The sequence below is a fragment of the Variovorax sp. KBS0712 genome (assembly GCF_006323185.2).
In the GTDB taxonomy this organism is placed as follows: domain Bacteria; phylum Pseudomonadota; class Gammaproteobacteria; order Burkholderiales; family Burkholderiaceae_C; genus Variovorax; species Variovorax boronicumulans.
The window spans coordinates 537,530-550,024 of the sequence record NZ_VCCD02000003.1; the positions used below are offsets into that span (position 1 = coordinate 537,530).

Below are 12,495 nucleotides of genomic sequence, written 5' to 3' on the forward strand. Positions count from 1 at the left end.
CACAGCCACACCCTCCAAATCGCGAACAAGATATAGAAATGCATGACGTAAAGGCCCTGGTCGCTTCAGCGGCGGTCCTCACGGGAGTCACAGCTCCATTCGGCTCGACAACACTCTGCCCGTTGGTCCAAGGATTCGTGCTCCTGCCGCTGACCGACGCCGTGTTGCGGGAGATCACTGCCGCTTGCCAAACCGCCGAGCCCAAGCAGCCCGCGATAGCAGATGTGGCGCAAGGCGTAGCCCAATTCGCAAGCCAACTGTCGCTGTCAGGCCCAGTCGCATACGTCTCCACCGAGTTCTTTGGCGGAACTGGAGGGCAAGATGTTGTGGTCTGGAGTAGCGGCCGGGTCGCCCTTCTCCTCAGTGATCGCGATGGCGAAACCATTGAGTGGCCGAACAGCCCAGTCAGCCAAGCTCTTCGCGCCATAGGAGTGGAAGCGATAGGGGGCAAAGACGAGTTCGACACGGTAGGGCTGGGCACATACAGAAGCACCGAGGGATGGGCCGCCGCCCATGCGGCAAGTTAAATGCTTGGAATCGGCCGATTGTGTTGAAAAACTCTCCCGAATCCCCGTAGCTGGCTTGCAGTTTGCATGCGCTTCGTGATCGATGGAGGTATGCATCATGATGGGTCAAGGCACCGCTCAAGATCAGTTGTTCTACGCATTCAACCTCGACGATCACGTCCCGCGTGATCACCTGCTTCGAGGCGTTGATCGCTTCCTCGATCTGAGCGAGCTACGCCAACATCTTGCGCCGTTCTACAGCCACACCGGCCGGCCATCGATTGATCCCGAACTCATGATCCGCATGCTGGTCATCGGCTACTGCCTGGGCATCCGATCCGAGCGCCGGTTGTGCGAGGAAGTCCATCTCCACTTGGCCTACCGATGGTTCTGTCGCCTGGGCCTGGAGGACAAGGTGCCCGACCATTCCACTTTCTCCAAGAACCGGCATGGCCGCTTCCGCCAGAGCAATGCATTTCGATTCGTCTTCGAGGCGGTGCTGCACCGCTGCATGACCGAAGGGCTGGTGCAAGGGGAGGGATTTGCCATCGATGCCAGCGTCATCAAGGCCGACGCTAACCGCGCGCGCAATGTTCCTGCCTCCGAGGTTGCGCAGTGGCGCCAAGGCACCCAGTGCAGCCGTGCGGTGCGCGAGTACCTCGAAGCGCTGGACGCCACTAATCCGGTTGCCGACGGTGCGCCCGAGGTGCCGCACGACACGCAGGCACCATCCAGGAACATCTCTCCGACCGACCCGGCTGCGCAATGGACCGCAGCACCGGGTGGTCCGGCCTTCTACGCGTACTCGACCAACTATCTGATCGATCTGTCGGCCGGCATCATCATGGACGTGGAGGCCACGCCTGCGCATCGCACACCGGAGGTCGACTCCACCCGAACCATGATCGATCGGGTCGAAGAGCGCTTCGACATCAAGCCGCGACGGCTTGTGGGTGATACGGCGTACGGCACTGCACCGCTGCTTGGTTGGATGGTTGAAGACAAGCAGATCGAACCTCATGTGCCCGTGTGGGACAAGACGGCCCGCAAGGACGGCAGCCTGTCGATCGGCGAGTTCGAGTGGGAACCAGAGCGCAATGAGTACGTATGCCCCGAAGGCCATGCGCTGCGTAATGAACGACGCCGATTCACGATCCCGCGCAGCCACGTCACGAAGGCCGACACGGTGATCTACCGAGCGAGTCAGTCAGACTGCGTCGGCTGTGCGATGAAAGATCGGTGCTGCCCGAACACGCCATTCCGCAAGATCGCGAGAAGCGTCCATGAAGGTGCACGCGAGACGGCACGATCCATTGCAAGGACACCGGAGTACAGCCAGTCACGCAGGGATCGCAAGAAAGTGGAGATGCTGTTCGCGCACCTCAAGCGCATCATGAAGCTGGATCGGCTCCGGCTTCGCGGGCTCAGTGGTGCGCAGGACGAGTTCCTGCTGGCGGCTACAGCCCAGAATCTGCGGCGGATGGCCAAGTGGTTGATGCCAATTGAAGGACATGCAGCCGTGAAAAGCGTGTGAGGTGAACGCAGCGGCGTGCTGCGCGCTCTCGCTTCGTTAACTCGATTGCGAATCCTGTGCGATCGCCAACGCAGGCAAGATTCGAGGCGAGTTTTTCAACACAATCGGCCAGAACCAGACACTCAAAACCGACGCACGTTGAGCATCTCATGACCCTATCGATTTCCAGCGCACAAGACCAACGCGGCGAACTCTACGGTCATGTATTCGAGAACACCTCGTCCGGTGTCCCGCGCGGTCTGTTTTGGAATCTTTCCTTGCCGTGTGCTCCCATTTCATGGGAAGGAGAGGACTGGGAATGCTCGGTCTTGTGTGAATGGCTTCAATGGCCTGTTCGGGACTGGACAAATCTGGACGGAGCAACTTTGCGTACAAGCTCCAACCCTGAGTCGGTCGAATGCTCGATTTACTTCACAGCGCACCATCCGGTGCGCCTCGAGTCGCTTTCCATCAAGCGAGTCGCGCATTCGACACGCTTCGGGGTTGCACTTTCTGGCGCGTTCGACCTGCAGGGCTATGGCGAACTCGACGCTCAGAACATCCCCTTGACCTTGCACGGCGAGGTCGATCTTGACGGAGTCGTCGTGGTGCCGGGCAACTTCTTTCTGAAGCCTTCTGACGCCTCAGATGTGATTCGGCTTGTTGAACCGCTCCTGAGCCTTTTCAACCTTGCTGAGCCCGAGTGGGACAGATTCCGCTACGTGCTTAGAGCCGAACCCCAGAATGCATAGCCCCCGTTTTGCAGGCATCCGGGGAGGGTGTCGAACGGCTGCTTCGGAGAAGAACGTACAGCCGCTCAGGGCCCGAAGCGGTCCTTCGATGCGAGAGGTCAACCAACTGCTATGCAGCGATCGCGGTCTGTCGTGCATCTGCAATTGACGTCCACTTCTTGCCAGTGAACTGCCCTTCAACGCGGCTGCTCCGACTACCAGCGGGAAGAAAAGCTAGCCACAAAAGCCGGGGCGATTCAGTTCGCCCTGTGCTGTTAGCCTTGCATGGTCGGCAGGGCCCCTGCCACGCCAACTCCGGCCATCGTGCCCAAAATTTTAGAAGTGAACTCACCATGACCAGCCCGCTGTACAACGCCTCCGTTCCCGTCATGCAGCAGATGCTGCGCGCCCTGTCCGACGTGCTCAAGAAGGCCGAAGACCAGGCGACGCAGAAAAATATCGATCCCAATGCGCTGCTGCAGGCGCGGCTGTTCCCTGACATGTTTCCGCTGGTACGTCAGGTACAGATCGCCGCAGACTTCTCCAAGGGCATTGCCTCCCGCCTGGCGGGTGCCGAGGTGCCGTCCTGGCCCGACACCGAGGTCAGCTTCGCCGACCTGCAAGCGTTGATCGCCAAGGCTTTGGCCCATATCGGCTCCTTCAAGCCTGAGCAATTTGATTCCAGCGAGAGCCGCGAGATCGTATTGCGCCCCGGCACCCCCAAGGAAAAGAAGCTGACCGCAAGCGCATACCTTCTGCACTATGGACTGCCGCAGTTTTTCTTCCACGTGACCACCACCTATGCCATCTTGCGCCACAACGGTATGGAGATCGGCAAGCGCGACTACATGGGTGCCTACTGACCCAAGACAGACAGGCGTTCAGCCACTCTGGCCACTGCCGCTCGAAGTGCAAGCGTGCGGCGTGCTGCCACCGATTCGCGCCTTTGAGCCACCAATGACGCTCCTCCGAGGGGCCTTCATCACCAGATGAAGGCCCCTTGAAGGCGCCGCACCAGAGCCTGGGCCTGCCTGCACTCGAACGCGGTGTTCAACGGCCAGCGTACGGCAGCGACGAGTGATGCACGACGATGCGCAGCTTGCCGGCACCGTCCTTCACGAAAGTCCAGGTCTTGTCGACCGTGGTGACCTTGCCGTCCGGGTCGGTGAACAGCACGTTACCCAGCGTGCTGGCCACGTCGCCGTGGATGAGCACGGCACTGTTGGCAATCTCGCATTTGGTCCAGCCCTTCAGGGCGAAGCCGGTGTCGTTGGGAAAGGCAGGGTTGCCGCCCACGAAGTACGCCAGCGCGCCGTCGCGAGCGGTGCGGAAGGTTTGCGGCGATGTCGTGAGCGTCGGCTTGAACAGCACTGCGCCCAGCTGGTAGGCGTAGGCGCTGTCGATGACCTTCTCGGCCAGCGCCCTGGCGGCCGGCTGCCCTCCGCTGGAATTCGCGGCGCTGATGTCGACCAGCGCCTTGCACCAGGCCTGCTGGGCCCCCAGGACTTCCGCTTCCGTGATGCTCCGGTCGACGACTTTCTCCTTGGCGGCGGCCGGCAAGATTGCCCCTGCGATCAGGAGGCTGGCGATGGCGCTGGGAATGAATTTTTTCATTTGGGTCTCCAATTGAAGTAGTTGGATACCGGAGCGGCCGGGTGGGTCGAGCCGAGACCCAAAGTGCATCCATACGACATGCACAAGGCATGATGCGCCGGCTGATTTGCTCTGAGTAAAAGATGCAAATGAAATGAATGGTTGTGCATTCGCGAGATAGCCAGGCGTGCAGGCCGGTCTCGCAACAGTCTGAAGCGGGCGCACACGAAGGACGGCTATGCAGCGGTTGCCGACATCTTCTGGCCTCGCGCGAATGAGTGCTATCGGCCAGAACCGAACCTTGGCTCACGCCGCCCAGTTCGCGAACACCCTAAGGTCACCAGGGGCCAACAACCGTCCGTTTTTTTGCGCCGGAACGATTCGGTCACAAGCAGACACTCAACATGGGACAGGTGTCGAACGAAAGCCATCCTCTCGGTCTGCACCAGAATTTCCCCCGATCTGCGAAGACCTCATCACATGCAACAACGTTTTCTGAATGCCTTGCTGGTTGCCCTCATCGCCAGCTTCGGCATCTCTGGCGATCCGGCACGCGCCCAGGCCCAAACGACGCCCAAGGTGCAGCCCGGCAAGGGGCGGCCTTACGAGATTGTCGACAGCGAGGTATGGGACGTGCCCGATCCGGTTTCAGGCCGCGGCTACCAAGTCTTCATTGCTTTGCCGCCGTCCTATGCGAAGCAGCCGCGGCAGCGCTACCCCGTGCTGTATGTGACTGACGCCGACTACGCTTTCCCGATCGTCCGGCAGTTGGGGCGCCGCCTGAACGTTGAAGGGCCTCAGATCGAGGAATTCATCCTCGTCGGTCTGTCTTACGCAAAGGGCGAGGACGGGGCGGTCAGCCGCCAGCGCGACTACACACCGACACCGAACGGCCCCAGCACCGCGCCTGCCAATGCGGTCCACGGTCAGGCGCGCGCCTATCAAGAATATCTGCGCAACCAGGTAAAGCCGTTCATCGCCGCTCGCTACCGGGCCGACCCGGCCAGAGCAATCTTTCTCGGTCACTCCTACGGCGCCCTGCTTGGGATGCAGATCCTTTTCACCGAGCCCGGCTTGTTCAGCGGCTATATCCTCGGCAGCCCATCTCTCTGGTACGACAAGCGACATGCCTTGAAGCTCGAAGCGAGCTACGCCAAACAGAATCGGGACCTGAAGGCGAATGTCTATCTTTATGTCGGCGCCTATGAGGCGCTGCGCAAAGGTGTTCGGCGCTACAACCAGACGGTGGACATGGTTGCCGACAACCAGGCGCTGGAGACGGCGCTTCAGAGCAGAAAGTACCCAAGCTTGAAGCTGAAGTCAGCGGTCCTGAACGACGAGGACCATCTCACCGTCGCGCCGCGTGGCTTTACGCAGGGCATGAAGTATCTGCTCTCGGCGCACTGACAAATCACAGCGAGACGATGCAGCCGGGCGATCACTTGACATGAATTCTGGGCGAGAACTTTGCCATCGGCGAGCTCGCCTCGCACGTCGGCATGCCAGCCAAATACCGCGCCATCGTGCCGATGTCCGTCTCTGAAAGGGTCGTGCCGTCAGTCGCACCGTATCCGGGCTATCGACCGAAAACTTCCAATCACTGCATGGTCAGGTCCAGACCCATCCAATTGCAAAATTCAAAGGTGAGGAAGAGCACGAGGAACGCAGAAGCGACGAACGCCCCGCCCACCTTGATGGATGTCAGTACCACTGCAGCTGTCTTTTGATTCTTGTCCTTCTGTCCCCGTTCGTAATGCCACTTGACGGCTAAATACATGCCAACGCTGAGCACGAGAACCTTGAAAATAACAAAAGAGATAGGGATTGAATTCATGATTGAAGGGATATCAATGGTGACAGACGGCGAAGTGCCCGAGTGCGGCGATTAGCTCAATAGACCGATGAAGAAACGGAAATTCAATCAATCAATCAATCAATCAATCAATCAATCTAACGAAACGGTTGCGGTGAGCTAAATGGGCCTCCGCAAGGCGCGTCGAAAGGCACGCAAGACATGGGTCGAAAGGCGGAGCAGTCTGCCTGCACTACAGAAGCACTCTCATCGTGCTGTCGAGTGTTCATCTTCCAGGCTGATACGTACAGAACCAGATCAGCTGAAAATTTTCGTATCAGATGCAAGGAGGCCGGCAGTCGCGCCGGGGCGGGCCGACGTCTGATATGACAATCTCTGGAGCGGTCCAGAACGACCGTATCAGAAAGAGATGCCCATGAACCGCTACGAGAAGCTTGCCGACAACATCGCTCAGCGTATTCGCGCGGGTAGCCTGAAGGCGAACGATCGCCTTCCCTCCGTGCGCGAACTGAAGTCGCAAATGGGCATCAGTGCGTCCACCGTGTTCTCTGCTTACTACCTGCTGGAGGCGCAAGGGCTTGTCGAAGCGCGGCAGCGGTCGGGATACTTCGTTCGAGCGGGCGCGGAAACGCCGGCCAACGAACTCACCGCCAGCGAGCCTGTCCTGCGGTCCATGTCGGTCGACGTCTCGTCGCTTGTCTTTCAGGTCCTTGCGCAGGCTCGCGAGCGCGATATGGTCCCGCTCGGCTCGGCCTTTCCGTCGCCAGAGCTGTTTCCCTTCGAGCAACTTGCCGCCGGCCTGACGCGAGCGCTCAAGCGGATGGATCCTTGGCAGACCGTCGAAGATTTGTCACCAGGCAACGCCCAATTGCGCCATCAGATCTCCCTGCGTTACGGCAGCGTCGGGATGGATGTTCCTGCGTCTGAACTGGTCATCACCAGCGGGGCGATGGAAGCACTCAATCTTGCGCTCGAATCGGTGACGCAGCCAGGCGACGTCGTGGCGATCGAAACGCCAACCTTTTACGGTGCGTTGCAGGCACTGGAGCGGCGCGGTCTTCGCGCGGTCGAGGTTGAGACGCACCCGCGAACAGGCGTAGATCTCGACTCTCTTGCTCGCGTGATCGAGCAGCATCCGGTGAAGGCCTGCTGGTTCATGCCGACCTTCCAGAATCCAATGGGCTGCACCATGAGCGACGCAGCCAAAGAGCGACTGGTCAGCATGCTCGCCACCCGCGCCATACCGCTGATCGAAGACGACGTGTACGGCGAGCTCGCGCATGGGGCTCGGAGACCGCCACCAGCCAAGGCCTGGGACCGGGATGGCTGGGTGCTGCACTGCAGTTCTTTCTCGAAATCCCTGGCACCCGGATATCGCATCGGTTGGGTAGCGGGCGGTCGCTTTGCAGCCACTTTGGGTCGCAACAAGTTGATGAGCTCGCTGGCGACGGCACTCCCCTCGCAACTGGCGTTGCAGGAGTACCTGCAACACAAGAGTTTCGATCGTCACCTGCGCGCCCTGCGGCATTCGCTCAGCCGCCAGCAGGCTGCATGCTTGCGATTTATCGATCGATACTTTCCGACTGGAACGCGGGTCACGCGCCCCGAGGGTGGCTATTTCCTGTGGCTCGCGCTGCCAGAAGGTGTCGACTCGCTCGCATTGCACCAGGACGCTCTTCGGCTCGGCATAGGCGTAGCGCCGGGCCATTTGTTTTCAGCCGACCGCCGATACACCCGGCACCTGCGCATCAACTACGGGTATCTCGGCGACCCGCGCTTGGAAGGGGCTATCAGGCGTCTTGGAGATCTCGCCAACGCGCAGCTGAAATCTACAACTGGGAAATCGGAGCCCATCTTCGAGGAACGTTCGTCGAGACCCTAGTTTGCGTCCATGCAGGTCGAGGTCTGCCGCCTTCGACTGACTCTCAACGTCACGCGTGCCGCTTCTGTCCAGTCGCGGCTTAAAGAACCCGCAGCACCTCAAACTGCTGTCGGATTGGAGCGACCTGTATCGACACCTCATCACCCTCGCATTTGCCCAGCATTGCCCTACCCAAAGGGGCTTCGCTGCTGATGACCTGAACAAGCTGACTGCCGCTGACCAACGTCATGCTGCCCCCATCCGGGCCGAGAAAGAGCTGTTGCTGCTTGTCGTCGGAATCGACCAGGCAGACCAACGCGCCGAGCCGTATTCCTATGCTGGCGTCGTAGGGACGCGGGCGGAATTGGCGCCAATTGGCCATCGCCTGGCGTATGGCTTCGGCGCGCCGAGCTTGGCCGGTGGCCAGGTAGGCGGCTTCGAGTCCCAATGTGTCGTACTTGTTTTCGGCGATGTTCTCTTCATGAGTCGCCGTTTCATGGGCTGCGCGCATTGCCTGTTCGGCTTGCAGCAAGTCTTCGGCGAGCCGTTCCAGCACCTGCTGCTGCAGCAAGAATTTATCCATGACGAAAGGTCGGTATCTCGAACAAGCAGGGGCAGGTTTTGATTATGAGGGGCTCCAGAAGCCTTCGACGCTTCTGTTGGCTGCGGGTTAACTTCAGCTATGGGCTCGTTGCGGGCACTCGCATTGCGCCGAAGCAGCCGTTCAAGTGCTACCTCGTTCTGCCTGCGGCGTCATATCCTGTGCCAGCCCTCCCGGAGAGGTCATTCATCAGGTTTGCAGCCAGATTCCTTGTGTAGCGTGGGAATTCGAAGCTTCTCGCCGTTCTCTTCGGTCTGGCGCCACTGCTCAAACGTGCAATAGATGATCTTTTCCTTGAGGTCTGAGATGTACGAGGCGCCTTCTTCGGGGACGAAGGAGAAGCTGATGCCGCATGTGCTCCCAGGGTACCCTGTACTGTTGGAATGCCGGACGTATACACGACTGCCGGCAGGAACATCCAGCCACCGCCATGTCGGTGCCGCACGAATGTCCGAGCAGCGGGCACTCGCGGCGATAGTCGCACTCACACCATTTGCATCGTCGTAGAACTTGATTCGTGCCTTGCTGCCGGCGACTGGGGGTTGATACGGCGCCAATGGTGCACTGCCACAGGCCGCGAGAAGATTTATCGAAGCCGCTGCGGCTATGAGAGTGCGCATAGTTCAAGGGTTGCTGGGGAGCGTCACAAGAAGTTGATGGAGCGGCCGACAAGGAGCGGAGACGCGACGACAAAGGGCCGTTATTGGCCGAATGTAGCCCACTGGCGGTCGGCACCACACGGCCCCAAGTTGACCTATACCTCTACGCTGGGAAGCGCGGCAGCTTGGCTTTCTCGACGGCGGTTCTGAACGCTATGTCCCATGCAGTCCACTGCTCCGACGACGCCTGCCCCTCAATGGTTATGCCGGATGGCTCAAACGACGCTTCTAAGCATGGATCGCCAGAAGAATCACTGAAGAAGCCCATCGAGCCTGGCCGTGCCCCTGGCAATCCAAGAAGCAGCCTGCCCAGAGTTGCGACCTCACCTTCGGTCAGACGTCCCGTGTAGATGGTGTATGTCCCACCGATCTTTAAGAGCGGTCGAGCCGCCAGATCGTGCTCGTTCCAAGGCTGGAACCAGCCTTCTAAGCCCTCGATATGTTCTTCGCTGGTCATGAGTGCTCTTCTACTTCCGCTTTTGGCCGCTTGACGTCGGTTGCTCATTGAGCGCCTTCAAGGGCCTCGATGTATGGCAGCACCTGTGGATGAGCCTGAACCCACTGCTCGCCCAAGTACGTCGCTACGGAGCTCGAGCCGATGACGCTCTCGATTGCCCCGGATTTCGAAGCGGCTTGCAACAGACCGTGGGCCGCATGCATTGCCTCCTCGCTCGCGGCCGCCTCCGGCCCCCCAGCTTCGATGCCCCACTCCTTCTGAATTGCCGCAATGAGTTTGCCTGCAGCGGCCTCAAGTGGTGTTCGTGAGCGTGTCATGGACGCCAATCTAACCTGCTTGTGAAGGTCCGGTTGTGGCCGATAGCACCCCTCCGGTCCGCCCGATCGAACGACAACAACCAGTCTGAAGCGAACATTGAACGCAGCCATGTCTATCTCGACCGCATCCGGCACCAACCCCTCGGGCTTCTGCTTCGCCAGTGCCTGTCGCTCACGAAAGCTCAGTGGTACGCCCCCGCACATCCATCTGCAATCCACCGCAGCGGTCGAACCGCCAACCCCACGGGCGCACTCATCGTGCGCAGGGCATCGGGTGCTCCCCGCAGCGAAATCAAGGAGGGGCGGGGGACATTCGCGGAGGGGAGTACCCGGTGTCCTGTGCACGCGCCCCGAAGGCCCCCCAGCCGACGCCGTCAACACACCGCCACAGCTAAGGAAACCCCCGATATATGAATGGTCATTGACCCCCTAGCATCGAGCGCTGCTCGCCTGTCAAGGTGTACGGATCGCGTCCCGGCGTCCGCCCGGTGACTTGGCGCCTGCCTCAGCTGCCCTTTCCTGCGATGACAACTCCTCCCGAGTCCGGCCCCACGCTGGACGCCGCCAGTCCCCTCCCCCCCGACATCGAAGCCGCCGACGAACCCACCAAGGTTCCCCTCGCCATCGAAGACTGGCTCACGGTCCTCATCATGGGCGCGCTGGCGCTCATCACGTTTGCCAACGTCATCGTGCGCTACTTCACCGACTCGTCCTTCGCGTGGACGGAGGAGTTCTCGGTGTTCCTGATGATCATGCTGGCGCTGGTGGCCGGCTCGGCCGCGGTGGCACGCGACCGGCACATCCGCATCGAGTATTTCTCGGAGAGCGGCTCCATGGCGCGGCGCAAGCGCCTGGCGCAGTTCGGCGCGCTGATGATCGCTATCTTGTTCGCGCTGATCGGCGCGCTCAGCATCCGCATGGTGTGGGACGACTACCGCTTCGAGGAAACCACGCCCGGCATCGGCCTGCCCGCCTGGTGGTATTCGATCTGGCTGCCCATCGTGTCGTTCGCGATCGCGGGGCGCGCCATCGGCCTGATGGTGCGCCGTGGCCGCAAGACGAACTACAAGTCTGACGACAGCGACAGCAAGAAGGGCGACGCCAAGTGATCGCCACCCTGCTCTTCGTCGCCTTCGTCGTGATGATGCTGGTGGGCGTGCCCATCGGCGCCGCGCTCGGCCTGGCGGGCGCCGCCTGCATTGCGCTGGCCAACGCTGACGCCCAGTGGTTCGGCCTGCTGGCCGTGCCGCAGAACTTCTACGCCGGCCTGGGCAAGTACCCGCTGCTGGCGATTCCGATGTTCGTGCTGGTCGGCTCCATCTTCGACCGCTCGGGCGTGGCGCTGCGCCTGGTCAACTTCGCCATCGCCATCGTGGGCCGCGGCCCCGGCATGCTGCCGCTGGTGGCGATTGCGGTGGCCATGTTCCTGGGCGGCATCTCGGGCTCGGGCCCGGCCAACGCCGCCGCCGTGGGCGCGGTGATGATCGCGGCCATGAGCCGCGCCGGCTATCCGGCTGCCTACTCGGCCAGCGTGGTGGGCGCCGCGGCGGCCACCGACATCCTGATTCCGCCCTCGGTCGCGTTCATCGTGTACTCGGTGCTGGTGCCCGGCGCCTCGGTGCCGGCGCTGTTCGCGGCCGGCATGATCCCCGGCGTGATGGCCGGCCTGGCGCTGATGATTCCGGCCGTGTGGCTGGCGCGCAAGCACAAGATGGGCGCGCTCGAATCGACGCTGCCGCGCCCGCCGTTCTGGAAGAGCTTTCGCGAAGCGATCTGGGGCCTGGCGGCGCCGGTGCTCATCCTGGGCGGCATGCGCGCGGGCTGGTTCACGCCGACCGAGGCGGCCGTGGTCGCCGTGTTCTACGGCCTGTTCGTGGGCATGTGCATCCACCGGACGATCAAGGTGCGCGACCTGTTCGTGATCTTGCGCGAGTCGGGCGAGCTGTCGGCGGTGATCCTGCTGGTGGTGTCGCTGGCGGGCATCTTCGCGTACTCGCTGTCCACGCTGGGCGTCATCGATCCGGTCACGCGCGCCATCGTGAATTCGGGGCTGGGCGAGTACGGCATCCTGGCGCTCTTGATCCTGCTGCTGATCACCGTGGGCATGTTCCTGGACGGCGTGTCGATTTTCCTGATCTTCGTGCCGCTGTTGCTGCCCATCGTGCAGCACTACAAGTGGGACCCGGTGTGGTTCGGCGTGATCCTCACGCTGAAGGTGGCGCTGGGCCAGTTCACGCCGCCGCTGGCGGTCAACCTCATGGTCTCGTGCCGCATCGCCAAGGTGCGCATGGAAGAAACCGTGCAGTGGGTGGGCTGGATGCTGTTCTCGATGTTCGTGGTGATGGTGCTGGTGATCGCCTTCCCCGAACTCGCGCTCTGGCTGCCGCGCAAGCTGGGCTACTGATTTTTTCGATCCATCGACAGACCAAGAGGAGACCTCTCTC

The 12,495-nt window shown here is 61.1% G+C and carries 14 protein-coding genes; 7 read left to right on the forward strand and 7 right to left on the reverse strand.

Annotation, left to right across the window (positions count from 1 at the left end):
- Nucleotides 1–266 precede the first annotated feature (266 nt).
- Nucleotides 267–626: a hypothetical protein gene (locus FFI97_RS27270; protein WP_139701438.1), complete on the reverse strand. Its 360-nt coding sequence runs from the start codon at nt 624–626 to the stop codon at nt 267–269.
- On the opposite strand from FFI97_RS27270, the gene FFI97_RS27275 reads away from it, so the two are divergent.
- The 3 genes from FFI97_RS27275 (at nt 625) to FFI97_RS27285 (ending at nt 3,613) form a co-directional block, all read left to right on the forward strand.
- Nucleotides 625–2,040 carry an IS1182 family transposase gene (locus tag FFI97_RS27275; protein ID WP_139701439.1) on the forward strand — a complete coding sequence of 472 codons (1,416 nt, stop codon included), beginning with the start codon at nt 625–627 and terminating at the stop codon, nt 2,038–2,040. The two genes, FFI97_RS27270 and FFI97_RS27275, sit on opposite strands and share 2 nt — an antisense overlap.
- A 149-nt stretch (nt 2,041–2,189) precedes the next feature.
- Nucleotides 2,190–2,771 (forward strand): hypothetical protein, encoded by a 582-nt coding sequence (locus tag FFI97_RS33705; RefSeq protein WP_185993727.1) that lies wholly within the window; start codon nt 2,190–2,192, stop codon nt 2,769–2,771.
- A gap of 332 nt (nt 2,772–3,103) precedes the next feature.
- Complete coding sequence (locus FFI97_RS27285) at nt 3,104–3,613, forward strand: DUF1993 family protein (protein WP_062471023.1); 510 nt, start codon at nt 3,104–3,106, stop codon at nt 3,611–3,613.
- Nucleotides 3,614–3,800: 187 nt separating this feature from the next.
- On the opposite strand, the gene FFI97_RS27290 is transcribed toward FFI97_RS27285, so the two are convergent.
- A complete protein-coding gene (locus tag FFI97_RS27290) occupies nt 3,801–4,364 on the reverse strand; it encodes a hypothetical protein (protein WP_139701440.1) in 564 nt (187 codons plus the stop codon).
- Between the two features lie 459 nt (nt 4,365–4,823).
- On the opposite strand from FFI97_RS27290, the gene FFI97_RS27295 reads away from it, so the two are divergent.
- Complete coding sequence (locus FFI97_RS27295; RefSeq protein ID WP_139701441.1) at nt 4,824–5,750, forward strand: alpha/beta hydrolase; 927 nt, start codon at nt 4,824–4,826, stop codon at nt 5,748–5,750.
- Between the two features lie 190 nt (nt 5,751–5,940).
- Here the strand turns inward: FFI97_RS27295 and FFI97_RS27300 are convergent, their stop codons facing one another.
- On the reverse strand, nt 5,941–6,177 hold the full coding sequence (locus tag FFI97_RS27300; protein ID WP_139701442.1) for a hypothetical protein: 237 nt from the start codon (nt 6,175–6,177) through the stop codon (nt 5,941–5,943).
- 394 nt (nt 6,178–6,571) lie between these two features.
- Here FFI97_RS27300 and FFI97_RS27305 point away from each other — a divergent pair, with 394 nt between their 5' ends.
- Nucleotides 6,572–8,038: a PLP-dependent aminotransferase family protein gene (locus FFI97_RS27305; protein ID WP_139701443.1), complete on the forward strand. Its 1,467-nt coding sequence runs from the start codon at nt 6,572–6,574 to the stop codon at nt 8,036–8,038.
- A 79-nt stretch (nt 8,039–8,117) separates the two neighbouring features.
- Here the strand turns inward: FFI97_RS27305 and FFI97_RS27310 are convergent, their stop codons facing one another.
- The 4 genes from FFI97_RS27310 to FFI97_RS27325 all read right to left on the reverse strand — a co-directional run bounded on the left by FFI97_RS27310 (nt 8,118) and on the right by FFI97_RS27325 (nt 10,051).
- Nucleotides 8,118–8,600 carry a GreA/GreB family elongation factor gene (locus tag FFI97_RS27310; RefSeq protein WP_139701444.1) on the reverse strand — a complete coding sequence of 161 codons (483 nt, stop codon included), beginning with the start codon at nt 8,598–8,600 and terminating at the stop codon, nt 8,118–8,120.
- Between the two features lie 200 nt (nt 8,601–8,800).
- A complete protein-coding gene (locus FFI97_RS27315) occupies nt 8,801–9,238 on the reverse strand; it encodes a hypothetical protein (RefSeq protein ID WP_139701445.1) in 438 nt (145 codons plus the stop codon).
- A 142-nt stretch (nt 9,239–9,380) separates the two neighbouring features.
- On the reverse strand, nt 9,381–9,734 hold the full coding sequence (locus FFI97_RS27320) for a hypothetical protein (protein WP_139701446.1): 354 nt from the start codon (nt 9,732–9,734) through the stop codon (nt 9,381–9,383).
- A 44-nt stretch (nt 9,735–9,778) separates the two neighbouring features.
- On the reverse strand, nt 9,779–10,051 hold the full coding sequence (locus FFI97_RS27325) for a hypothetical protein (protein WP_139701447.1): 273 nt from the start codon (nt 10,049–10,051) through the stop codon (nt 9,779–9,781).
- Between the two features lie 524 nt (nt 10,052–10,575).
- On the opposite strand from FFI97_RS27325, the gene FFI97_RS27330 reads away from it, so the two are divergent.
- Entirely contained in the window at nt 10,576–11,160 is a 585-nt protein-coding gene (locus tag FFI97_RS27330) for a TRAP transporter small permease (protein WP_139701448.1), read from the forward strand.
- Entirely contained in the window at nt 11,157–12,455 is a 1,299-nt protein-coding gene (locus FFI97_RS27335; RefSeq protein ID WP_062471043.1) for a TRAP transporter large permease, read from the forward strand. The genes FFI97_RS27330 and FFI97_RS27335 overlap by 4 nt, the downstream gene beginning before the upstream one ends.
- Nucleotides 12,456–12,495: the final 40 nt, after the last annotated feature.